The 22500-nt window shown below is 58.8% G+C and carries 28 protein-coding genes and 1 tRNA gene; 17 read left to right on the top strand and 12 right to left on the bottom strand.

Going from position 1 to position 22500, the window contains the following annotated elements; all coding sequences use genetic code 11:
- Positions 1-75: 75 nt before the first annotated feature.
- The 3 genes from EV561_RS18805 (at position 76) to hflX (ending at position 2712) form a co-directional block, all read left to right on the top strand.
- Positions 76-939, top strand: a complete 864-nt coding sequence (locus tag EV561_RS18805; protein ID WP_132523831.1) for a D-amino-acid transaminase — start codon at positions 76-78, stop codon at positions 937-939.
- Between the two features lie 109 nt (positions 940-1048).
- Positions 1049-1291, top strand: coding sequence for an RNA chaperone Hfq (gene hfq / locus EV561_RS18800; RefSeq protein WP_003539403.1), 243 nt, complete (start codon positions 1049-1051; stop codon positions 1289-1291).
- An 89-nt stretch (positions 1292-1380) separates the two neighbouring features.
- A complete protein-coding gene (hflX, locus tag EV561_RS18795; RefSeq protein ID WP_132523830.1) occupies positions 1381-2712 on the top strand; it encodes a GTPase HflX in 1332 nt (443 codons plus the stop codon).
- A gap of 51 nt (positions 2713-2763) precedes the next feature.
- Here the strand turns inward: hflX and EV561_RS18790 are convergent, their stop codons facing one another.
- The 3 genes from EV561_RS18790 to EV561_RS18780 all read right to left on the bottom strand — a co-directional run bounded on the left by EV561_RS18790 (position 2764) and on the right by EV561_RS18780 (position 4865).
- Complete coding sequence (locus EV561_RS18790) at positions 2764-3252, bottom strand: GNAT family N-acetyltransferase (RefSeq protein WP_132523829.1); 489 nt, start codon at positions 3250-3252, stop codon at positions 2764-2766.
- Between the two features lie 185 nt (positions 3253-3437).
- Complete coding sequence (gene mazG, locus EV561_RS18785) at positions 3438-4271, bottom strand: nucleoside triphosphate pyrophosphohydrolase (RefSeq protein WP_132523828.1); 834 nt, start codon at positions 4269-4271, stop codon at positions 3438-3440.
- Positions 4272-4277: 6 nt separating this feature from the next.
- Positions 4278-4865, bottom strand: a complete 588-nt coding sequence (locus EV561_RS18780; RefSeq protein WP_132523827.1) for a nucleoside deaminase — start codon at positions 4863-4865, stop codon at positions 4278-4280.
- Positions 4866-5157: 292 nt separating this feature from the next.
- Between EV561_RS18780 and cysG the strand changes: the two genes are divergently transcribed.
- From cysG to EV561_RS18755, 5 genes are all read left to right on the top strand, one after another.
- On the top strand, positions 5158-6597 hold the full coding sequence (gene cysG / locus EV561_RS18775) for a siroheme synthase CysG (RefSeq protein WP_132523826.1): 1440 nt from the start codon (positions 5158-5160) through the stop codon (positions 6595-6597).
- The gene (locus EV561_RS18770; RefSeq protein ID WP_132523825.1) at positions 6597-6911 is read left to right on the top strand and encodes a DUF2849 domain-containing protein; all 315 of its coding nucleotides are present in this window, start codon (positions 6597-6599) and stop codon (positions 6909-6911) included. The genes cysG and EV561_RS18770 overlap by 1 nt, the downstream gene beginning before the upstream one ends.
- Positions 6912-6919: 8 nt before the next feature.
- Positions 6920-8593: a nitrite/sulfite reductase gene (locus tag EV561_RS18765; protein ID WP_132523824.1), complete on the top strand. Its 1674-nt coding sequence runs from the start codon at positions 6920-6922 to the stop codon at positions 8591-8593.
- A 12-nt stretch (positions 8594-8605) separates the two neighbouring features.
- Complete coding sequence (locus tag EV561_RS18760) at positions 8606-9118, top strand: DUF934 domain-containing protein (protein ID WP_132523823.1); 513 nt, start codon at positions 8606-8608, stop codon at positions 9116-9118.
- A 196-nt stretch (positions 9119-9314) separates the two neighbouring features.
- The gene (locus tag EV561_RS18755) at positions 9315-10127 is read left to right on the top strand and encodes a ferredoxin--NADP reductase (protein ID WP_132523822.1); all 813 of its coding nucleotides are present in this window, start codon (positions 9315-9317) and stop codon (positions 10125-10127) included.
- Between the two features lie 53 nt (positions 10128-10180).
- Here EV561_RS18755 and EV561_RS18750 read toward each other — a convergent pair whose 3' ends face one another.
- From EV561_RS18750 to EV561_RS18730, 5 genes are all read right to left on the bottom strand, one after another.
- The gene (locus EV561_RS18750) at positions 10181-10795 is read right to left on the bottom strand and encodes a GntR family transcriptional regulator (RefSeq protein ID WP_132523821.1); all 615 of its coding nucleotides are present in this window, start codon (positions 10793-10795) and stop codon (positions 10181-10183) included.
- A gap of 135 nt (positions 10796-10930) precedes the next feature.
- A complete protein-coding gene (locus tag EV561_RS18745; protein ID WP_132523820.1) occupies positions 10931-11335 on the bottom strand; it encodes a GFA family protein in 405 nt (134 codons plus the stop codon).
- A 10-nt stretch (positions 11336-11345) separates the two neighbouring features.
- On the bottom strand, positions 11346-11552 hold the full coding sequence (locus EV561_RS18740; RefSeq protein WP_132523819.1) for a hypothetical protein: 207 nt from the start codon (positions 11550-11552) through the stop codon (positions 11346-11348).
- A gap of 206 nt (positions 11553-11758) precedes the next feature.
- Complete coding sequence (locus EV561_RS18735; protein WP_132523818.1) at positions 11759-12013, bottom strand: GlsB/YeaQ/YmgE family stress response membrane protein; 255 nt, start codon at positions 12011-12013, stop codon at positions 11759-11761.
- 180 nt (positions 12014-12193) lie between these two features.
- Positions 12194-12460 (bottom strand): hypothetical protein, encoded by a 267-nt coding sequence (locus EV561_RS18730; RefSeq protein WP_132523817.1) that lies wholly within the window; start codon positions 12458-12460, stop codon positions 12194-12196.
- Positions 12461-12942: 482 nt separating this feature from the next.
- On the opposite strand from EV561_RS18730, the gene EV561_RS37240 reads away from it, so the two are divergent.
- Positions 12943-13155, top strand: a complete 213-nt coding sequence (locus EV561_RS37240; RefSeq protein WP_165927855.1) for a hypothetical protein — start codon at positions 12943-12945, stop codon at positions 13153-13155.
- Between the two features lies 1 nt (position 13156).
- Here EV561_RS37240 and EV561_RS18720 read toward each other — a convergent pair whose 3' ends face one another.
- Positions 13157-13405: a hypothetical protein gene (locus tag EV561_RS18720; protein ID WP_132523815.1), complete on the bottom strand. Its 249-nt coding sequence runs from the start codon at positions 13403-13405 to the stop codon at positions 13157-13159.
- A gap of 107 nt (positions 13406-13512) precedes the next feature.
- Here EV561_RS18720 and EV561_RS18715 point away from each other — a divergent pair, with 107 nt between their 5' ends.
- From EV561_RS18715 to EV561_RS18705, 3 genes are all read left to right on the top strand, one after another.
- Positions 13513-13698: a hypothetical protein gene (locus EV561_RS18715; protein WP_132523814.1), complete on the top strand. Its 186-nt coding sequence runs from the start codon at positions 13513-13515 to the stop codon at positions 13696-13698.
- Positions 13699-14134: 436 nt separating this feature from the next.
- Positions 14135-14488, top strand: a complete 354-nt coding sequence (locus EV561_RS18710; protein WP_132523813.1) for a hypothetical protein — start codon at positions 14135-14137, stop codon at positions 14486-14488.
- A gap of 231 nt (positions 14489-14719) precedes the next feature.
- Positions 14720-14962: a DUF982 domain-containing protein gene (locus tag EV561_RS18705; protein ID WP_245512744.1), complete on the top strand. Its 243-nt coding sequence runs from the start codon at positions 14720-14722 to the stop codon at positions 14960-14962.
- Positions 14963-15052: 90 nt separating this feature from the next.
- Here EV561_RS18705 and EV561_RS18700 read toward each other — a convergent pair whose 3' ends face one another.
- Complete coding sequence (locus tag EV561_RS18700; RefSeq protein WP_132523811.1) at positions 15053-15247, bottom strand: hypothetical protein; 195 nt, start codon at positions 15245-15247, stop codon at positions 15053-15055.
- A gap of 282 nt (positions 15248-15529) precedes the next feature.
- Positions 15530-15605: transfer RNA gene (locus tag EV561_RS18695), tRNA-Lys, on the bottom strand.
- A gap of 191 nt (positions 15606-15796) precedes the next feature.
- Between EV561_RS18695 and EV561_RS18690 the strand changes: the two genes are divergently transcribed.
- Positions 15797-16546, top strand: a complete 750-nt coding sequence (locus EV561_RS18690; protein WP_132523810.1) for a cytochrome c biogenesis protein CcdA — start codon at positions 15797-15799, stop codon at positions 16544-16546.
- A gap of 7 nt (positions 16547-16553) precedes the next feature.
- Here EV561_RS18690 and EV561_RS18685 read toward each other — a convergent pair whose 3' ends face one another.
- Positions 16554-17756, bottom strand: a complete 1203-nt coding sequence (locus tag EV561_RS18685; RefSeq protein ID WP_132523809.1) for a UbiH/UbiF family hydroxylase — start codon at positions 17754-17756, stop codon at positions 16554-16556.
- 210 nt (positions 17757-17966) lie between these two features.
- On the opposite strand from EV561_RS18685, the gene pcsA reads away from it, so the two are divergent.
- The 4 genes from pcsA to EV561_RS18665 all read left to right on the top strand — a co-directional run bounded on the left by pcsA (position 17967) and on the right by EV561_RS18665 (position 22465).
- Complete coding sequence (gene pcsA, locus EV561_RS18680) at positions 17967-18689, top strand: phosphatidylcholine synthase (protein ID WP_132523808.1); 723 nt, start codon at positions 17967-17969, stop codon at positions 18687-18689.
- 206 nt (positions 18690-18895) lie between these two features.
- Positions 18896-20473, top strand: a complete 1578-nt coding sequence (locus EV561_RS18675) for an ABC transporter ATP-binding protein (RefSeq protein ID WP_132523807.1) — start codon at positions 18896-18898, stop codon at positions 20471-20473.
- Entirely contained in the window at positions 20463-21548 is a 1086-nt protein-coding gene (locus EV561_RS18670; RefSeq protein WP_132523806.1) for an ABC transporter permease, read from the top strand. The genes EV561_RS18675 and EV561_RS18670 overlap by 11 nt, the downstream gene beginning before the upstream one ends.
- Positions 21545-22465: an ABC transporter permease gene (locus EV561_RS18665; RefSeq protein WP_132523805.1), complete on the top strand. Its 921-nt coding sequence runs from the start codon at positions 21545-21547 to the stop codon at positions 22463-22465. Before EV561_RS18670 ends, EV561_RS18665 begins: the two co-directional genes overlap by 4 nt.
- The last annotated feature ends 35 nt before the right edge of the window (positions 22466-22500 follow it).

The following is a 22500-nucleotide window of genomic DNA, read 5'->3' as shown; positions in this document are numbered from 1 at the left end:
AGCCATCTCCGGGCGGTGACATTGCCGCCGCCCGTTTTGCTTTTCTATTTCAAGTGATTTCGACGAAGGTACGCGATGCCGAGAATAGCCTATGTGAATGGACAATACGTACCGCATACGGACGCGATGGTGCATATCGAGGACCGTGGCTATCAGTTTGCCGACGGGGTCTATGAGGTCTGCGAGGTCAGGCATGGCCTGATCGTCGATCTGACGCGGCATCTCGATCGCCTCAATCGTTCGCTCGGTGAGTTGCGGATCGCATGGCCGATGAGCCGCGCGGCGCTGACGCAGGTCATTCGCCAGACGCTGCGCCGTAATCATGTCCGCAACGGGTTGTTCTATCTTCAGGTAACACGCGGTGTGGCTCGCCGCGATCACGTCTTCCCCAGGGAAGGAACGCCCTCTTCGATCGTCGTGACGGCCAAGAGCACCGACTCAACGATAGTCGCCAAAAAGAATGCCAGCGGCATCAAGGCGATCACTGTTCGGGACAATCGCTGGGACCGCGTCGATATCAAGACCGTGGGATTGCTGCCGAACGCGCTGGCGCGCCAGCAGGCCAAGGAGGCCGGTGCGCAGGAAGCGATCTATGTCGATCACAACGGCATGGTGAAGGAGGGGGCCGCCACCAACGTCTGGATCGTCGATGCGGAAGGGGTTCTGGTCACTCGGCCGGCCGAGCATGGCATTCTGCGGGGTATCACGCGAACGACGCTGATCGACGTGGCCGGCAAGCTCGATCTGCCGGTTGCGGAGCGGTATTTTTCCGTCGAAGAGATGATGTCGGCTCGCGAAGTGTTCATCACGGCGGCGACAAGCATTTGTTTTCCCGTTGTTTCCATCGATGGCCAGACCGTCGCCAATGGTCACCCGGGAAGTGTGTCACAGAAAATCCGAGAGGCCTTTTTCGACGTTGCGGAAAAGACAGTGATTTGATACCAAGATTTGCTGGAGGGGAGATACGAGGGAATCTCGCCTCCGGGGACACCAGGACTAAGTTGATATTCCACCGACATTTGTCGGCAAGAAAGAAAGAAGCGGCGCGATGGCGGAACGTTCTCAGAATTTGCAGGATCTGTTTCTCAATACTGTTCGCAAACAAAAAATTTCACTTACGATTTTTCTGATCAACGGTGTAAAGCTCACGGGCGTTGTTACGTCCTTCGACAATTTCTGCGTCCTGCTGCGCCGAGACGGTCATTCGCAACTTGTCTACAAGCATGCGATCTCGACTATCATGCCAGGCCAGCCGATGCAGATGTTCGAGAGCGAAGAAGCCGCATCCTGAATGCATCCTAGATAGGATCTGCCGTCATCACGACACGCGATACCAAGAACGATTCCATCATCCCGGAAACCAAAAAGCTCCGGGATGACATGCGCGCCGTTGTCATCGTGCCTGTGCTGAAACAGGCGCGAAGCAAGGTTTCCCAGAACGAAACCGCGATCACCACCTCACGTTCGCCGGAAAGCCGACTGGAAGAAGCCAAGGGCCTTGCCCAGGCGATCGATCTGGATGTGATGAGCGGCGTCGTGGTGCCGGTCAACGACCCGCGGCCGGCAACCTTGATGGGCACCGGCAAGATGCAGGAGATCAAGGCGCTTCTCGACGAGTTCGACGCCGGCCTCGTCATCGTCGATCATCCCTTGACGCCGGTGCAGCAGCGAAATCTCGAGAAGGAATGGAATGCCAAGGTCATCGACCGCACGGGCCTCATTCTTGAAATCTTCGGCCGCCGCGCCTCCACCAAGGAAGGCACGCTGCAGGTCGATCTGGCGCATCTGAACTATCAGAAGGGCCGCCTGGTTCGAAGCTGGACCCACCTTGAGCGCCAGCGCGGCGGTGGCGGCTTCATGGGTGGCCCCGGTGAAACCCAGATCGAAGCCGACCGGCGCTTGCTGCAGGATCGTATCATCAAGCTTGAGCGCGAACTCGAGCAGGTCGTCCGCACCCGCCAGCTTCATCGCGCCAAGCGCAAGAAGGTGCCGCATCCGATCGTGGCGCTCGTGGGTTACACAAACGCTGGCAAGTCGACTTTGTTCAATCGCATCACAGGGGCAGGCGTGCTGGCTGAAGACATGCTCTTTGCCACGCTCGACCCGACATTGCGCCGCATGAAGCTGCCGCATGGCCGGACCGTTATCCTGTCGGACACTGTCGGTTTCATCTCCGATCTGCCGACCCACCTCGTCGCCGCCTTCCGGGCAACGCTGGAAGAGGTGCTGGAAGCCGATCTGATCCTGCATGTGCGCGACATGGCGGATGAAGACAACGCCGCCCAGAGTTCTGACGTCATGCGCATCCTCGGCGATCTCGGCATCGGCGAGGCGGAAGGTGCTGAACGCATCATCGAGGTCTGGAACAAGATCGATCGACTGGAGCCGGAAGCCCACGACGCCATCGTGCAAAAGGCGGCAAGCGCGCAGAATATCGTCGCGGTTTCCGCAGTAAGCGGCGAGGGAGTCGACCGGCTGATGGACGAGATCAGCCGCAGGCTCTCCGGCGTCATGACCGAAACGACGATCACGCTTCCGGTCGACAAGCTGGCTCTGTTGCCCTGGCTCTACAATCACGCCGTCGTCGACGGACGCGAGGACAATGAGGACGGCTCGGTGACGCTCGACCTGCGTCTCGCCGAAACCGAGGCTGCGGAATTGGAACGCCGTATGGGCAACGGGCCGAAGGCGCAGAAGGAAGATTGGGAGTAGGGCGGGCGCGGGTGCTTTTCTTAGAACCCGTGAGATTCTACCCTCCTGACGTCATTGCTGTCCTTGGGTCCGCGGAGTCCTCTTTAAGAGCTTAGCCATGGGATAGCCGGGCAGTTTGCCCCAAAATTCCGGCGCACCCGCATCGACATAGCCTTGCATGTAATAAAAGCGGCGCGCTGTTTCCGTACTCGTTAAAGTAGCTTGATTGTGGCCCGAATCCGTCAAAAACCCTTCGAGGGTGGCTAACATAATCTTGCTCACACCTTGGAAGCGAATGCTGGGCGCAACATAGTTCAGCGTGATCTCTCCGCTGTTGGTTGCCCCGCCAACTGCGCAAATTTTTCCATCTTGCTCGTCAACGAAAATGCTCTGATTGGCAGAGGCGAGCCACAGGAGAAAGTTCTCAGCCGTTTTGTTTTCTAGCCACATTCGCAGGACTTCGTCGTTTTCCTGGTGATCTGAAACGCAAAGCTCCTGGATAGATTCGCGTATGACGTGGATTGCTCGATCGGCATCATCCGGTATCGCCATACGGATCATAGTCGCTCTCTTTCGCCCTTTAACAGCTGCACTCTGCGGGCATTCCCGATCTGCGAGTTCACACAGACATCCGCTCAATTGGAGCCGAAGACCAAGCTGAAATGCTTCCACTGAAAAGCGCCAATGAGAATTCGGTCATTGACCCCAGTATCTAATAGCAGATGCACGCTTAACCTGAATTCACCCTAGGTCAACTGCCGCTCGATTGCCTTCGCCGCCTGCCAGATCTCTTCCATGCGCTCCAGTGACGCGCCCTCTAGCGTCTCGCCCTCGGCCTCCAGCGTCGTCTCTATATGGCCGAATCGGCGGCGGAATTTGGTGTTTGTCCCGCGCAACGCCTCTTCCGGATCGGCCTTGACGTGCCGGCCGATATTGACGACGGCAAAGATCAGGTCGCCGAGTTCGTCTGCGACCTTGTCCTTTTCTCCGTCGCGCAGTGCGACGCGAAGCTCATCGATTTCCTCTTCGATCTTGTCGAGGATAGGTTCGGGCGCCGACCAGTCAAAGCCGACCTTCGCTGCCCGTTCCTGAAGCTTCAGAGCCTCCGTCAGCGCGGGAAAGCTGCGTTGCACCGAACCCAGGAAACCTGCCTTGAAGTCTTCGGTAATGCCGCGCCGCGCGCGACGTTCGGCTCGCTCCCGCTTCTCCTCGGCCTTAATCTTGTCCCACTGCAGCTTGACGGCATCGGGCGTGTCCGCATCCGAGCGCGCGAAGACATGCGGATGGCGCCGGATCATTTTCCGTGTGATGGCCTCGACGACATCGCCGAATGAAAATTCACCGGCCTCTTCCGCCATCCGCGCATGAAACACCACCTGCAGCAGCAGGTCGCCCAGCTCGTCGCAGAGATCGTCCATATCCCGGCGTTCGATCGCGTCGGAAACCTCGTAGGCCTCCTCGATCGTATAGGGCTTGATCGTCTCGAAGGTCTGGACGATGTCCCAGGGGCAACCCGTCTTGCGATCTCGAAGGGCGGCCATGATTTCGATCAGGCGGGAAATGTCTTTTGAAGATTCCATGATGGCTCAATTCAGCGGAATGTCGTTGTCGCCCTTGGAGGCCTGGTAACTATCGGAAAGCGCCGCATAAGTCGCCTTGATCCGGGCAGTCTGCGCTTTCAGTTCGGTTCGTGTGGGATCTGCTTCCGTCTCCACCAGGTCGGCGATTGCAAAACTGTTCCAGAAGGCGTTCTGCTTGCGATAGCCGCCCGGTTCAAGGTCGAAGACTTCCTTCAGGATCTTTAAGTCGTGCGGGATGGCGAAGCTGTCGCGGGAATCCTCGTGACTGAAGAAATAGTAGAAATTGTCGAAGCCAGCCCATGTGATCGCCGACATGCACATGGTGCAGGGTTCATGCGTGGATAGGAAAATCAGCTCTTTCGTGGTCGGTTTCTCGCCCATCTCGTAGAAGCGCTTCAGAGTATGCACTTCGCCGTGCCAAAGCGGATTTTCAAGTTCGTTGTTGGTTTCCGCTAGGACTAGCGAAAGGTCGGATTTGCGCAGGATTGCTGCGCCGAAAACTTTATTGCCGGCGGCAACGCCCTGTCGGGTGAGCGGCAGGATATCGTTTTCCACGACATCGAGCAGTCGAGCGGCAATCGTATTGGCAGACAAGCGGATACTCCTGAGTTTGACCTGAGCTTATCCGCAACCCCTGTCGTGCGGGAAGCGGAAATGAAGCACCGGTTCCGTTTGCCACAACGAAAACGACTCTGTCATGCTGAAAATGCCATAAAAACTATGGATTTTACGTGTTTGAACGCTTGTTGGTGCGATCGGTGAGATTTACTCAAATCGCCGATCCGGCGAGCAAAAGAATACGAACTCGCTTGAGGTTTGGAATTTCTGTTTCTTCAATCTCTTGCCGCTAAAGGGCATATTCCGGCAGCTTCGAATTGGAAAGAGTATGCCTCCCAAGACTGATCAGCTATCTGTGTTTCCCGCCTTCTTCCGGGTTGAAGGATTGGTGACGGCTGTCTTCGGCAATGGCGACGAGGCCTTTGCCAAGGTGCGGTTGCTGCTGAACACGCGCGCTCGCATCATCGCCTATGCCGACGCCCCGGAAGCCGATTTTCATGCCTTCCTGATTTCCAATCGTATCGAGAACGTTCGCGCCTCCTTCTCGCCCGACCAGGTTTCCGGTGCCACGCTGGTATTCGCAGCTACGGGAAATGCCGAGCTTGACCGCGCGATTGCCGCTGCCGCGCGGGCCGAAAAGATCCCGGCGAATGCCGTCGACCAACCCAATCACTGCGATTTCTTCACGCCGGCGCTGGTCAATCGCGCACCGGTTGCGGTCGCGATCGGCACGGAAGGTGCCGGTCCGGTTCTGGCGCAGATGATCCGTGCGCAGATCGACCAGCTTCTTGCCCCATCACTCGGCCGTCTCGCGGAGCTTGCGACCAGCTATCGCAAAACCGTCGAGCATGTGGTCCCTCGCGGCGTCGCCCGTCGGGTTTTCTGGCGCCGCTTCTTTTCAGGCCCGGTGGCGGACGCTGTCGCTGCCGACAATCTCCCGCACGCTCAACAGGTCGCCAATCGGCTCTTGCGCTCCGAGCAGAAAGTTTCCGGGCATGTCTGGCTCGTCGGTGCTGGTCCCGGCGCTGTCGATTTGCTGACGCTGCGCGCCCAGCGCGTCATGATGGAAGCTGATGTCATCGTCTATGATGCCCTCGTGCCGCAGGCGATCGTCGATATGGGCCGCCGCGACGCCGAACGCCTGTCGGTCGGCAAGCGCAAGGGCTGCCATTCGAAGTCGCAGGAAGAAATCAACGATCTGCTCGTCCAGCTCGGCCGCGACGGTAAACGCGTCGTCCGCCTCAAGAGTGGTGATCCGCTGGTCTATGGCCGGGCAGGCGAAGAGATGGCCGCCCTGCGCGCCGCCGACATCTCCTACGAGATTGTTCCCGGCATCACGTCCGCCTTTGCTGCCGCAGCCGATTTCGAGCTGCCGCTCACCTTGCGTGGCGTTGCATCTTCGCTCGTTTTCACGACGGGCCACGATCTCACGGGTGATGTCCTGCCGGATTGGGCGAGCCTCGCTGTATCGGGCGCGACGATCGCGGTCTATATGGGCCGCACGGTCGCTGCGTCGGTCGCGAGCCGCCTGATGGATGCGGGCTTGCCGGCCGAGACGACAGTCGCGGTCGTCGAGAATGCCAGCCGCTCCGATCGCCGCCTGCTGCACGGCACATTGAAGGATCTTCCGGATCTCGAGTTCCGGGACGAGTTGACGGGGCCCGTCATGGTGATTATCGGCGATGCGGTCGCAGGCGCCAATTTTGAACTGTCCGAGCCGCTGACGCGCAAACGCGCCCGGCTCGATGAACTTGCGAGGAGCATATGATGGTAGACAAGGTTCTCACCGCCAACCGCCTGACCGACGGCATCGCCGTCTGGCTGAATGCGGATGGCGAATGGACGACCTCCCTGCAGGAGGCGCTTGTCGCTCGTCATGCGGAAGCGGTCGCGGCGCTTGAGGCGACCGGCAAGAAATCCTATGCGGATAACAAGGTCGTTGACGTTAATGTCATCGAAGTACAAGAAACCAACGGCATTCTGTGGCCGTTGCGCCTTCGCGAGCGCATCCGCGCCCAAGGTCCCACCATGGAATATGCGCCAGGCTACGCGCCGGCCGATCCAGAATTCATTGATGCCTGAGGAAGACGATGTATCGTTACGATGAATTTGACCACGCCTTTGTCGCCGAGCGCGTTGCGCAGTTTCGCGATCAGGTCGAACGGCGCCTTTCTGGCGAGCTGTCGGAAGATGCATTCAAGCCTCTGCGCCTGATGAATGGCGTCTACCTGCAGCTTCACGCCTATATGCTGCGCATCGCCGTTCCCTACGGCACGCTAAGCTCCAGGCAGGTGCGGATGCTCGCCCATATCGGCCGCACCTACGACCGCGGCTACGGCCACTTCACCACGCGCCAGAACCTGCAGTTCAATTGGCCGAAGCTCTCTGACATCCCGGCGGTTCTGGAAGAGCTGGCGAGCGTGGAGATGCATGCGATCCAGACATCGGGCAACTGCATTCGCAACGTCACGGCGGACCATTTCGCCGGCGCTGCAGCAGACGAAGTCGCCGATCCGCGCCCCTATGCGGAAATCCTTCGGCAGTGGTCTTCGGTTCATCCGGAATTCTCTTTCCTGCCGCGCAAGTTCAAGATCGCCGTGACCGGCGCCGAGCGTGACCGCGCTGCGATCCAGGTTCACGACATCGGCCTGCATCTGAAGAAGAATGAAAAGGGCGAGATCGGCTTTGCCGTCTATGTCGGCGGTGGCCAGGGCCGTACGCCGATGATTGCCAAGCTGATCCGCGACTTCCTGCCGGAAGAGGACCTGCTGTCCTACACGACGGCAATCGTGCGCGTTTACAATCTGCATGGCCGCCGCGACAACAAGTACAAGGCGCGCATCAAGATCCTCGTTCACGAAACCGGCGCCGAGGAACTGACCCGCCAGATCGAGGCCGAGTTCGCCAAGCTGAAGGACAGCGAGCTGAAACTGCCGGAAGCCGACGTTCAGGCGATCACCGCCTATTTCGCACCGCCCGCATTGCCGGAGCGCGCCGAAGGCTGGGAAAACCTCGCTCGCTGGAAGAAGGCCGATCCCGAGTTTGCGCGTTGGGTGCAGCAGAACGTGCAACCCCACAAGAACCCCGACTACGGCATGGTGACGATCTCGCTGAAGCCGATCGGCGGCATTCCGGGCGACGCGTCGGATGCGCAGATGGATGCGATCGCCGATATCGCCGAGGAATATGCCTTCGACGAAATCCGCGTCAGCCACGAGCAGAACCTGATCCTGCCGCATGTGGCACTGGCCGATCTCGAAGCCGTCTATCGCGGCTTGGTCGCGATCGGTCTGGCCGAGGCCAATGCGGGCCTGATCACCGATATCATCGCCTGTCCGGGACTGGACTATTGCGCGCTCGCCAATGCGCGCTCGATCCCGGTCGCCCAGGAAATCTCCCGTCGCTTCGGCTCCGCCGAACGTCAGGCTGAAATCGGCGAGTTGAAGATCAAGATCTCGGGCTGCATCAACGCCTGCGGCCACCACCATGTCGGCCATATCGGGCTGCTCGGTGTCGAAAAGAAGGGTGCCGAACTCTACCAGATCACGCTTGGCGGCTCCGGTGACGAGCACACCTCGATCGGCGAGATCATCGGCCGCGGCTTTGAGCCCGAAAAGGTCACGGACGCGATCGAGACCATCATCGATACTTATCTCGGCCTGCGCCTCAATCCGTCGGAAATCTTCCTCGATGCCTATCGTCGCGTCGGACCGCAGCCTTTCAAGGAAGCGCTCTACGGCTCGTCGGCAGCAGAAGCGGCATAAGGGGGCATAGAGATGACGAAGATCTGGAGAGAGACCGGGTTTGTCGAAAACGATCCGTGGATCATCGAAACCGATGAGGTGAAGGCGACGGAAGACCAGAAGCCGTTGCTGGACCTGGACGCGATGATTGCCAGGGCTGAAGAGAGCAACGATGTCGGCCTCGGCGTGCTGATCAAGCCTGCTGACGATGTAAGGCGCCTTGAGCCCTATCTCTACCGCCTGGAGATCGTTGCTGTTGCATTCCCGGCCTTCAATGACGGCCGGGCTTTCAGCCATGCATCGCTGCTGCGGCAGCGTCTCGGCTATACCAACGAGATTCGCGCGGTCGGTGACGTGCTGATCGACCAGATTCCGCTGATGCTGCGGGTCGGCATCGATAGCTTTGCCGTGACCAACGAAACGGCGCTGAAGCGGCTTTCCGAAAACCGTCTGCCGAGCATCCCGCATCACTATCAGCCGACGGCTCGTCATGCCGAGGGCGGCAAGGGCTATAGCTGGCGCCGCCAGTCCGGAAAGATCGCCTGAAACGATTTCCCCGGATGTGAGAAGAGGTGATATACTTTTCTCCGTCCGGTGACATTGCGGTCTGGAAACTTGACTGCAATAAGCATATTTCCTGCTTACGGTGAGGCATGGAATGGAATGCCTTTAAATGGAGGCAGATTTGTAATATCTGCCTCGCAGCACCGATGATCATCAGACCTACGGGATTAGATTGCGCATGAACGCCCCCGCCAAGACAGAAGAATTCGCATCCGCCATTCCTGCCGGCGTTTTCGCCGAGACGGTGTTGAGCGTCACGCATTATACGGATCGGCTGTTCCGCTTCACCATGACCCGGCCGCAGGGCTTCCGCTTCCGCTCCGGCGAATTTGCGATGATCGGCCTCATGGTCGAGGGCAAGCCGATTTTCCGCGCCTATTCGATCGCAAGCCCGGCCTGGGCCGAAGAGCTGGAATTCTTCTCGATCAAGGTTCCGGATGGTCCGCTGACCTCGCATCTGCAGGCAATCAAGCCTGGCGATCAGGTGCTGATGCGAAAGAAGCCGACAGGCACGCTCGTGCTCGACGCGCTGACCCCCGGCAAGCGTCTCTATATGTTCTCGACCGGCACGGGCGTTGCGCCTTTCGCCAGCCTGATCCGCGATCCCGAGACCTACGAGAAGTTCGAGGAAGTCATTCTTACCCATACGACCCGCGACGTCGCCGAGCTGAAATACGGCTTCGATCTGGTCGATGAAATCCGCAACGACGAGCTGCTGAGCGAGATCGTTGGCGACAAGCTACGGCACTACGCAACGGTGACCCGCGAGGATTTCGAATATCGCGGCCGCATCACCGACCTGATTTCGTCAGGCAAGCTCTTTACCGATCTCGGCGTTCCGCCGCTCGATCCCGCGATCGATCGCGGCATGATCTGCGGCTCCTCGGCCATGCTGAAGGACACCAAGGAACTGCTGGAAAAGGCTGGCATGGACGAGGGCGCCAACAGCAAGCCGGCTGAATTCGTGATCGAACGCGCGTTTGTCGGCTGACGCTGACTGCGGGCAAAATTCCAAGGGCGGTTCCGGAAACGGAGCCGCCTTTTCTATTTGGCGCCGAGATAGTCGATAAGAGAGGTCATCGCGCGGCGGGCTTCCTCCACGTTCGCCTGGTGGATGGCGCGGATCACGCTCACATGAAGCGAGATCGACCGGTCCATGCGTTCGGGGTTGGCAGTGGAGTACCAGAGCCTGCGGGAGTGTGTCTGCACGGGTGCGAGAGCGGCGGTAATGAAGCTATTGGGGCAGGCATCTTCCAGAAGCTCGTCAAAAGCCTTGTCGGCCGCAAAGAAACCCGCGAGATTCCCGCTGACGGCACACTCGGACATGAGCCGTGCGCAATCCAAAAGCTTCATCCGCTGCTCGCCATTGGCATGTTGAGCCACAAGCGCCGCGGCAATCGGCTCCAGTTCGCGGCGCACCTGCATGACATTGGTATGGTCTTCCGGGCGGATCTCTGCGACTTGCAGCCCGACGCGCGGCTTTATGAGAATAAGACCCTGCCACGCGAGCTTCTGGATCGCTTCGCGGACCGGAGTGCGCCCATGACCCGCAAGCTCGATTAACTGCTTCTCCGTCACCAGTGCGCCGGGTTTCAGCGCAAGGGTGACGACCAGATGCTCCAAGGCAAGATAGGCGAGGTGGCTCTGCGAATTCTGCATTGTTGGGCGATTCCAGATGATGCTGATATATCACATATTTGCATGTCGCTTTTGCGATGGCAACTTCGCCTGATATATCAGCCTGAGCAGTAGAGGATTGCGACCGCGTCGAAGCGGGAAACTGCTTCGGCCCATTCATTTCTCGGAAATGGCATCCTCGGAAAATTGCCTGGTTCCGGGCAAGGGATGCAGCCAATGCTCCCGCCGCTTGATCCAAAGTTCGTAGGTCGGCTGCAGATCGGTCGGTGCATCGACAAGGGTGCCGATCTGGATTTCGACTTCGTCCTTGTTCAGATTGAAGAGCCTCGAGCCGCAACGGGGGCAGAAGCTTCGACCGCTGTAGCTCGATACCATTCCTTCTGAGGAAAAGGATGCTCGTGGCCAGATCGCGAAGGTCGCGTAGGCCGAGCCGCTGGATTGCCGGCAATCGGTACAGTGGCAGAGGCCTATGCGTAGCGGGTTTCCGCGAACCTGGTAGCTGACGGCTCCGCACAGGCAATTGCCGGCCCTGGTCTCGGACGAGGTCACCTCAGACTGCATGTCATCGACATCAATGTTCGAGCGTGGACGGCATCATCGGCGGACGACGCTTTGCCGCCATCAACAAATCCAGTTCCGTCGCCGAAGGGCCGAATTTGTCATAGAGGCGCTTGGCCTCACCTTCGTCGAGCCTGTATTTTCTGGCGAACTCCGCAATGCTGTAGGGCTTGCCGCGGATGACCTTCCGGTTCTGTGTCTGGTTGGAAATTCCCGTCATCTCAGCCTCCTTTTTTGAACTCCAGGAGGTAGTTAGGGCTGCCGGCAGCTTTGAGAAGGGGGAACTATAGTCTGATGGCAGCACGCTTCCGCCGAAATACTTCGGAACATCAGAGCCGCGTCGATCCCATCGCGAGATAGGCTAAATTTTATTGGAAACGGTCACCATCCGCCCGGCGCAATAGTGACCGTTACAGGTATTCTCGGCTAGCGCCGAATAAGGCGACCTACGGCGATCAGGATGCAGGCACCGATGAAGCCGGCGATCAGATAAGCGAGCCAGCCGCCTCCAAGGCTGATATGGAGGGCCGATAGAATGGCGTTGGAAATGATCGCGCCGACAATGCCCAGAATGATGTTCATGAACACGCCCATATTGCTGTTCATGAATTTTTCGGCGAGCCAGCCGGCAATACCGCCGATGATGATGGCTGCAATCCAACCCACTTGCGCGTCCTGCATGAATTTCCTCCTGCTTATTGAATTGTTGATTATCAAAGGGCGGCAAGGTTCTTCAAAAGGGCCAATGCCGTAAAGAATTGTGCACTTCCTGCTTGCGAAGCGCAATGCTGGCTATATGCCATATCAATGCTGCAGAGCTTTGACGGTCTGATACCTTGTTCGGTATCAGGGCGACCAGGTTCAATGACCAATTTCTCCCCAGCTCGGGTCCCAGTCGACATGGTCAAGCTGGATATAGACGTTCACGGCGTTGATTCCGGCGTAATTGGCGGCCCATGCTAGGGCGGCTTCAGCATCGCAGCCTGGATCCGGCCAGGAATAGCCTTCGTCGGACAAATCCTCGCTCTTGGAAATAACTGCCTGCAAGCCGCGGCTCGCCTTGTAGAGCCGGATCAATACGTAAGGTGGCTCTGCGCAATCTTCTTCGTAATAGCGAAATTTCGTCATGCCGCCTCGCTCCGAAACTTTGCTCCATCAGATGATGCGATCATGCCAGAGGGAGGCCGCAGATAAAATGACATTTCGTCCGCCGTCTTCGAAAGAGGTCTTCGCCGGTGTTTGGAGTTTGGGGAGACCGCCGACGATCCCCTCGGGAAAAACTATGAGCCGGCGGTCTCTGCGCTGCGCAGTTGCCATTTTGAGGAAAGCTCACCTAACGTCAATTGCCCCGGCCTTATCTCTTTGGGCTAGCTCATTGCGTTCAGCGCGGGTTCATGGCTGCCCGCTCAGACTTGCCGTGTCGTAATGGCAAGGAGCAGAATTCATGAGACGGATAGCGAATTTAGCTGTCGCAGCAAGCCTGGCATTTGGAGCGATTTTTGCTGCGATGGAACCGGCTTCGGCTGTTCCGATGGTCCGCCCCGCAGTGTCGGAAAACTCAAATGTGTTGCAGGTTCAGTATTATAGCCGATACGGCTACTACGGGCATCATGGACACTATCGCTATCCTGATCGCTACTGGCACCATCATCGCTGGCACCATCGGCATTGGCGCCATCATCATCACCACCACAATCATCACCATCATGGTCATCACTACCATCATGGTCATCACCATCACTAGCGGTCGCTTAAACGTGAACCGCGCCAAGTCACGCGAAATCCACCAGGCGTTAGGTACTGCGCCTGGTAAGATCGTCTAGATCAACGCTGGCTGGCCTCCGCCGCCTCGGTTCGTGCCCGGAACGGGAATTTTCGCCCGCATTGGCATTTGATGATGTAGCTCTCCTGGAAATTGGAGGACCGTTGCTCGAAGAACCCCGTCGGAAGCTGGTCGACCTGAAAACCAGGGTGCTTTCGGGTGGGGTGATCGTCTTCGGATGCTTCGGCAAAACCGGTGTTGTTGCATTGTGGGCAGGTGAGTTTCTTCGAAAAGCGATCGCGGGAAGCCATGAGCAGTCTCTCTTTTGGTCGGCTGTTCATACACGGGGATCAGCCATCGGAAAAGACGGAACCATTCCCCACGGCCTGTCGTTGACCTCAACGAAAGGAGAACGACTATGCCGAATAGAGATCCCATACCGACTCCTAGCGCAGAAACCCCGCGCGGCCCGACGCCCACGCCTGGAATCCCGGATCGCACGCAGGAGAAGCCACCATTGACGCCAGCGCAGGATCCCGGTGACACGAAAAACCCGGAAGATCCGGCACTATTGCCGATCGGCGATCCCGCCGGAGCGGCTTAAATTTCTGCAACTGATATCGATAGGGCGAAGGCGGCTGTCAGGTCGTATTCGCTTTGTGAAAAATCCGGAACGATCGGACGTCGGTCAGTTGCAAGGACGTCTTCAGACCAAAGCGGATAGCCGCCTGCTCCCATTCCAGAAAAGAACGGTGTCAGCATCTTCAAGCGTCGAGACGGGAGGAGAAAAAAGCCCCGCCGAAGCGAGGCCGAGTTTGCTGCGCTTCGGGGAAATATCGAAGCGACGCGGCTTATGTATCGCCGAAAACGAGTTGATGGGAGGGCAGATTCGGCCGAAGCGGTACGGTCTTTGAACGAATTCGATCAAGCCGGCCGGGGCTGGGATAGCGGCGGCCGGCCGGATATTGATCCTCCGTTTGCATCTTAATTCGAAACAGCTACATTAATTTCGTGGATGAGAAAGCTGGAGGAGCGATTTCATGAAGAGAATGTGGCCCGAAGAGTTGAATGCGGTTCTCGATGGCGCGGAAGAAGTCATGCTGGAAAGCGCTTCGCCCGAGCATCCGGTACATCGGAAGGCTTTGAAGGCCCATCTGCCGATGGAGGACTACGAGCGCATCTGGCCGCTGGCGGAGATGCGCTTTCGCATGGGGGACGGCCGATTCTCCGGCAAGGCAGTGACGCTGATAACAACAAATCCCCATTACCATGAATGGCACCCTGCGGATGGCGGAAGCGTCGAGAACGTTTCGGAGAGTGGGCGGCATTACACGACGAAATATGTCGACGTCTATTTCTTGCTGGACGACGTCAGGGAAACCGTATCCGCGTGAGATAATCTGACCTTGCGGTCACAGGGCCGCGCCAGCCCATCCTTTGGCCGGCCCTGGACATCACCGCTTCAGCGCGCAGCGTGGGCGACAGAGTCCATCGCCGCATCAAGTCGCAAGCTTCATTCTAACCCCACAAAAACCGGAGTTGTGCGTTCCCGCGCAAGCGCTACAGTGGGCCATCGGGGTTAGGGCGCGACGAATATGCAAGGGACAAGGTGGCAAACTCCCGTGATGTTGGCCTGCAAGAAAAGCGGCCAATATTTCGTGATTACCAGCACGCAGGAAGCACTGGATATGCTGTCGACCAAGTGGCCGGTCAACGAAGGTCGGGCGTTGATAGAAGCGCTGGAAACCTGTAGCGCCGCGCTTGAGGGGAGGCGGAGCAATCTTGACGCCAGGCTTGGCCTCCTGCGCGCGGCAGACGAAGCTGGCGTGCCAGTCGTCGACTGCATGTCGCTTGAATATTCGATTTGAATAGCGTCGTCGTCTTGTCTTCCGTGATGCCGGTACTGGCTAACCACGGCCCGGAAAAGACCTCCTCTTTAAATGGTAGTAGCTTCGGTCTCAGCTGAGGCGAGCAATCGTATCGTCGAGGTTATCGATCGCTAACTGCTCGCGCGCGATCATGCCTTCAATATCGACATCCTCGCTCACCCATTTCGCGCTCAGACCCTGCGTCTTCATCGACAGCAGTTCATTAAGATGCGCGACCTTCTCGTCTCGCATCTTGATCAACTTCAAGCGAAAATCGTCGTTCATACCAAACCCCTCCAGAGGTGACGTTCGTCGATGCGCTACTACACTAGCACTGCTCAGGCCCCGTTGCAGAATTGCGGATATTACTCGGCAACTTCTTTCTGCTCCAGTCCGGCAAGAACACCAGAAAAAGCAACTATCGCCTACAGTTCCTAGCCGTTTTCTCTGATCGGAGTTGACGAACGGAGGCGCGAAGAGCGAGCCTAAGAAGAAGAAAGCCGTGTGACTGTATGACTTTCCAACCGTCACAAAAAGCACACGCAAATCGCTGAATAGTTGATTTCATGGTGAGAGCGATGGGATTCGAACCCATGACCTACTGATTAAAAGTCAGTTGCTCTACCGACTGAGCTACGCTCTCCCGTTTCCGGATGCGAAGCACCCCGGTTGGAAGTGCGCGGAACATATGCAGACACCCTATTGTGGTCAACCCGGAAAATTGCCGAAATTGCGGCACCTTGCGGTTTTTTGAAGCGATCCGCTAAAAGGTGATTGGCGTTCGGGCGCTTCAAAAGCTAGGAAGGCTGGATATGTCGTAGCCGGAGTGCCTTCGTGTCGATTGCCGATATCTCGCTTCTCAGCGCCTTGCTGGCCGGAGCGCTTTCCTTCCTTTCGCCTTGCGTCCTGCCTTTGGTCCCACCTTACCTTTGCTATATGGCCGGCATCTCGGTCGAGCAGTTCAGGGGCGGGGAGGCGGTGATCGCCGGGCCAAGCATTCGTGGGAATGTCCTGTTTTCGGCACTGTTCTTCACGCTCGGTTTCGCTACCGTCTTCATTGCGCTCGGCGCCGGCGCCTCCTCGATCGGCTTGCTCTTGCGCCAGCACCTCGATCTGCTTGCGCAGATCGGCGGGCTAATCATCATTGTCATGGGGCTCAACTTCCTCGGCGTTTTCCGCCTCGGAATCCTGGCGCGCGAAGCGCGATTCCAGGGTGGCGGCAAGCCGGCGACGTTGACCGGCGCCTATATCATGGGCCTTGCATTCGCCTTTGGATGGACGCCCTGCATCGGGCCGGTTCTAGGCGCGATTCTCGGTGTTGCCGCGTCGCGTCAGACGGTTGGGGCGGGGGCAGGGCTGCTTGCCATCTATTCGCTCGGCCTTGCCGTGCCCTTCTGGATCGCAGCCGGTTTCTCGGGCGCTTTCATGAATTTTCTCGCCCGCTTCCGTCGTCATCTCGGACTTGTTGAAAAGGTCATGGGCGGCTTTCTTGTCGTCACCGGCCTTGCCTTCATGTTCGGTTTCGTCAGCGACGTCTCGATCTGGTTCCAGCAGACCTTCCCGATCCTGATGCAGATCGGCTGAGTAAAGCCTATCGCCGCAGCTTTTCGCGAAGAGCCGACGGCATCAGCCTGAAGCCGCCGCCGGGCTCTATGCCTTCGCGCATGACGATGCTGCGCAGCGGCGGGATGGCGGAAAGGACATGCAGACCCGCCGCCCGGAGCATCTGCACCGGCAGGAAATCCGACAGCAGCGATCGGTTGAGAAGATCGACGCTCGCCGTGCGGCTGATGATATCGGTGCGGCGCTTGCGGTCGAAACTGTCGCCGGCATCAGCCGCGACCGGCTGATTGGCTCGGCTGCACAGAATATCAACCAATCCCATGACATCGCGCAGGCTGAGGTTGAGACCCTGCGCACCGATCGGCGGAAAGACATGCGCGGCTTCGCCGATCAATGCGGCGCGACCCTTTCCAAAACGGTAGGCGGTCATGCCGGAAAGCGGCCAGACCTGCACGCTGTCCTCGACGGTGACCTTTCCGAGCATCGATTGCATGCGCTCTTCGACGTGCCTGCTGAGTTCCTCATGCGTCAGTTCAGCTCTTGCCGCGGCCTCCGTCGGCTTCTGCACCCAGACGAGGCTCGACCGGCTGCCTGGCAGGGGTACCTGCGTGAACGGGCCGCTCTCGGTGTGAAATTCCGTCGAGATATTCTGGTGCGGCAGCGAATGCGCGAAGTTCAGCACCATGGCGGATTGCGGATAGGACCAGTTGCGAAACTTGATGCCGGCGCTGTCGCGCACGATCGAGCGACGACCATCGGCGCCGACGACGAAGGATGCCTCGACGGTCTCGCCATTGTCGAGAGTGATGGTGACACCGTCTTGCTTTATCTCGATATCAGTGGCGCTTGCCTCGATGGTCGATATGTTTCCCTCCGCCTTGATGGCGTCGTTCAGCACCTGTGTAAGGGCCGCGTTGGGAATATTGTAGCCGAAGCTTTCGAGGCCGATTTCCGATGCTCGGAACGCAACCGTGGGCGCGCGCAACAATCTCTTGGTGCCGTCGATGATCTGCATCGTATCAAGGGAGGCTGCAGAGGGCGCAATCTTCTCCCAAAGCGCAAGTCGCTCCAGAAAGCGAATGGACTGGTCCATCAGTGCCGTTGTGCGCCGATCGGTCTTTGCCGGGGCAGCGGCGATGAGGACAACCTGCCTGCCGCCGCGCGCCAGCGCGATCGCTGCGATGCTTCCGGCCAAGCCTGCGCCGATAACGGCAACCTCAATCTGCTTCATGTCGCTATCCTGTTGTCATTTCCGGCAAAATTAGCTGTTTGTCCTGTTGAAATCCATGGGATGAAACATCGCAGTGGATGAAAATGACAGGAAGTCGGGCTATCGTCCGGCAAACCCTATGCTTTTGCGCTGGCAGCGCGGGGCAAACGATGCATATTAGACAAAACATCGCCGTAGGGGGCGATCGATAAAGGCAGGCTGCGGGGGCGCATGGCAATTTTCAAATACAAGCGGGTGCCCTACGCGGAGATTCGTGCCTTTTCCGTTCACATCCTGACTGCTTCCGGCTCGTTTCTTGCCTTCCTGGGAGTGGTCGCGGCGGCAGAACATCGCTTTATAGACATGTTCTGGTGGCTGGGCCTGGCGCTGCTGGTCGACGGTATCGACGGCCCGATCGCCCGCAAGGTGCGCGTGAAGGAGGTTCTGCCGAACTGGTCCGGCGATACGCTCGACAATATTATCGACTACGTCACCTACGTATTGCTGCCCGCCTTTGCGCTTTATGAAAGCGGCATGATTGGGCAGTTCTGGTCCTTCGTGGCCGCCGGCGCGATCGTGGTTTCGAGCGCCATTTATTATGCCGATACGGGCATGAAGACGGATGAATATTTCTTCTCCGGCTTCCCCGTCGTCTGGAACATGGTCATCTTCACCCTGTTCGTCATCGATGCAAGCGCCACGACGGCGATGATCGTGGTCGGTTTTTCGGTCGTGCTGACCTTCCTGCCGATCAACTTCCTGCATCCGGTTCGTGTCGAGAGGCTGCGGCCTCTCAACCTAGGTGTTTTTTTCCTCTGGTCGGCGCTTGGTGTTTATTCGCTGCTGATGCATTTCATGATGCCGCAATGGGCGGTCGTCCTGTTTATTATTGCCGGCATCTACCTCTATTGCATCGGGGCAGTGTTGCAATTCTTCCCGTCGCTCGGACGATAGGGTGCCTACAGGTGGGTGACGGAAACGCATTCGATTATTTGCTGTTGTGCAAGGCAGCAAAGTGCGTATCAATAATGGCAGAACCCGAACCTTGCGCATCTGCCGCTGCGTGCGTAGGGGTGGAGCCGAGAAGAACAAGTGGAACGAAGCTGCTGGTGCCGTAAAGATCCCGAATGGACAGGACAGCAGGGAGAAATGAGGGGAAAGTGTCGTCATCCGATGTGCCGCAAGCCGGTACGTTATTGTCGGTCCGAAAACTGACGAAGCTCTTTGGCAGCTTTGCTGCCTGCAACGAAATAGATCTCGACATCAGGCCGGGTGAAATCCACGCATTGTTGGGGGAGAACGGCGCCGGCAAATCGACCCTGGTGAAGATGCTGTTCGGCGTATTGGAGCCGAGCCATGGTGAAATCCTCTGGCAGGATCGGCCGGTCTCGATCACGTCTCCGGGCGAGGCGCGCAAGCTTGGCATCGGCATGGTCTTCCAGCATTTCTCGCTGTTCGAGGCACTGACCGTCGCCGAGAATATTGCCTTGTCACTCAGCGACAGCATCCCTGTCGGCCGGATTGCGGAGGAGGCGCGGTCGCTGTCCAGCGCCTATGGCCTGCCGCTTGATCCGCATGCACATGTGGCCGATCTCTCGGTCGGCGAGCGCCAGCGCATCGAGATTGTCCGCGCGCTGTTGCAGAATCCGAAGCTCATCATCCTCGACGAGCCGACCTCGGTGCTGACGCCGCAGGAGGCCGACAAGCTTTTCGAGACCCTGTTCAAGCTGAGGGCCGAGGGCCGCTCGGTTCTCTATATCAGCCACCGCCTGGAAGAGGTGCAGCGCATTTGCGACCGCGCCACCGTTTTGCGCCACGGTCGCGTGACCGGCTCCTGCGATCCGAAGCTGGAAACGCCGGCCTCGCTGGCCCGCATGATGGTGGGCAGCGATGTGGCTGCCGTCACCCATCCGGAGCGTGGCGACAGGGGCGAGGTCCAGCTTGCCGTCAACAATCTTTCCGTCGCCCCGCGCACGCCCTTCGCCATGCCGCTGCGCGATGTTTCGCTCACCGTGCGGGCTGGCGAAATCCTGGCGATCGCCGGTGTCGCGGGTAACGGCCAGGGCGAGCTTTTTGATGCCCTGTCAGGAGAATATCCGGTTGCCTCGGCGGATGCCGTTGTCATCCGCCGCAAGCCGGTCGGGACCCAGGGTATCACCGCCCGCCGGCTGCTCGGTGCGAGCTTCGTGCCGGAAGAACGCCACGGCCATGCTGCCGTGTCGGCCATGAAACTTTCGGACAATCTCGTGCTCGCCCGCAACCAGTCGGACCGCAAAGCCTTCCTCGGCGGCGGGCTCTTCGGCATCATTCGCTACGCCGCGGTCAGAATCGCGTCGCGTCGCATTTCCGAGGCCATGGATGTGCGCAAGAGCGGCGAGGATCCGGCAGCTGGGTCGCTGTCCGGGGGTAATTTGCAGAAGTTCATCGTGGGCCGCGAGCTTGATCGCCAGCCGGCCGTCCTTGTCGTCAATCAGCCGACCTGGGGCGTCGATGCCGGAGCGGCAAGCCGTATCCGCCAGGCCCTTGTCGATCTTGCACGCGCCGGTTCCGCCGTCGTGGTCATCAGCCAGGATCTCGACGAGATCTTCGAAGTGGCGACCGATATCGCCGTCATCTCTGAGGGACGGCTGTCGTCTCCCTTTGCGGCCGGCACACTGACACGCGAAAAGATCGGCCTGCTGATGGGCGGTCTGCACGAGAGCAAGTCAGCCGGCACGGAGGCCACGCATGCGCATTGAACTCGAAAAGCGCCCGCAGGTCTCGAAGCTTTTCGCTTTCGTCTCACCACTGCTTGCCCTGGTGCTGACCCTGATTGCCGGTGTCATCATGTTTGCCATGCTCGGCAAGGACCCGATCGAGGCAATGGATGCATTCTTCGTCGAGCCGCTGCTCGAGGTCTGGTCTCTGCACGAGCTGGCGGTCAAGGCCGCACCGCTCATCCTGATGGGCGTTGGCCTCGCCATTTGCTATCGCTCCAACAACTGGAATATCGGCGCCGAAGGCCAGTTCACGATCGGCGCGATTACCGGCTCCTATATCCCGATCGTCTTCTACGACTGGCATTCGTCGCTGGTTCTGCCGCTGATGCTCATTCTCGGCGCGCTCGGTGGCGCTCTCTTCGCCGCCATTCCGGCGCTGCTGAAGGCGCATTTCAACACCAACGAGATTCTGACCTCGCTGATGCTGGTCTATATTGCCCAGCTCTTCCTCGATTGGCTGATCCGTGGCGCCTGGCGTGATCCCCAGGGCTTCAATTTCCCGGTCTCTCGCGATTTCGCGCCAGAAGCGATCGTGCCGGCGATATGGCCGGATTCCGGCCGTGCGCACTGGGCTTTCATCTTCGCGCTGATTGCGGCCGTCGGCTGCTGGTTCATGATGCGCTATACGCTGAAGGGCTTCGAGATCACGGTGCTTGGTCAATCGGAGCGGGCCGGGCGCTTTGCCGGCTTCTCCTCCAAGAAGATGATCTGGTTCGGCTTTCTCTTCTCTGGTGCGCTTGCCGGGCTCGCCGGCATCTGCGAGGTCTCGGGCTCGATCGGCCATCTGCAGCCGGCGATCTCGCCGGGCTACGGCTTCACCGCCATCATCGTCGCCTTCCTTGGCCGCCTCAATCCGCTCGGCATCGTTGCCTCCGGCCTGGTGCTGGCGCTGACCTATCTCGGCGGCGAGGCGGCGCAGCTGTCGATCGGTGTCTCCGATAAGGTGACACGCGTCTTCCAGGGGCTGCTGCTCTTCTTCGTGCTCTCCTGCGACACGCTGATCTACTACAAGATCCGCATCGTCTGGTCGCGCATTCGTGGAGGCGTGGCATGAGTATCTTTGAAGCTATCCTCCTGACTGTCATCACGGCGTCCACGCCGCTCGTCATCGCAGCGCTCGGCGAATTGGTGACGGAGCGATCGGGCGTCCTCAATCTCGGCGTCGAAGGCATGATGATCATGGGCGCCGTCGCTGCCTTCGTCGGTGCGCAGATGTCCGGCTCGCCCTATGTCGGCATAATCTGCGGCATTGTCGCCGGTGCGCTCTTTTCGCTGCTCTTCGGCTTCCTGACGCTCACGCTGGTCGCAAACCAGGTCGCGACCGGCCTTGCATTGACGCTTCTCGGCCTTGGTGCTTCCGGCATGATCGGCGAGAGCTATGTCGGCGTGCCAGGTATCCGGCTCGAAGCGATCGTCATTCCTGTTCTCTCGAATATTCCGGTCATCGGTTCCGTTCTCTTCAAGCAGGATTTGATCTTCTATCTGTCGATCGCCCTCGTCTTCGGGGTCAATTGGTTCCTGTTCCGCAGCCGCACCGGCCTGAAACTGCGGGCGATCGGCGACAGTCATTCATCGGCCCACGCACTCGGCATCCATGTCATCCGCACGCGCTACCTTGCCGTGATGTTCGGCGGCGCCTGCGCGGGCCTCGCCGGCGCCCAGCTGTCGCTCGTCTATACGCCGCAATGGGTGGAGAACATGTCTGCCGGACGTGGCTGGATCACGCTCGCGCTCGTGGTCTTCGCGTCCTGGCGCCCGTGGCGGGTTTTTGCCGGCGGCTATCTCTTCGGCGCAGTGACGATCCTGCAGCTGCATGCCCAGGCCTTCGGCCTCGGCGTTCCCTCGCAGTTCCTCTCGATGCTGCCCTATGCAGCGACTATTGTCGTTCTCATCATCATTTCCCATAATCGCCGCACGACGTTGATCAACACGCCTGCGTCGCTTGGAAAAGCCTTCGTACCGGAGCGATAGACAAGAACCAAAACCGACGGGTTTCCGGAAAACTT

The organism is Rhizobium sp. BK376, assembly GCF_004341625.1.
In the GTDB taxonomy this organism is placed as follows: domain Bacteria; phylum Pseudomonadota; class Alphaproteobacteria; order Rhizobiales; family Rhizobiaceae; genus Rhizobium.
This window is presented reverse-complemented; position numbering and strand designations above follow the sequence as displayed.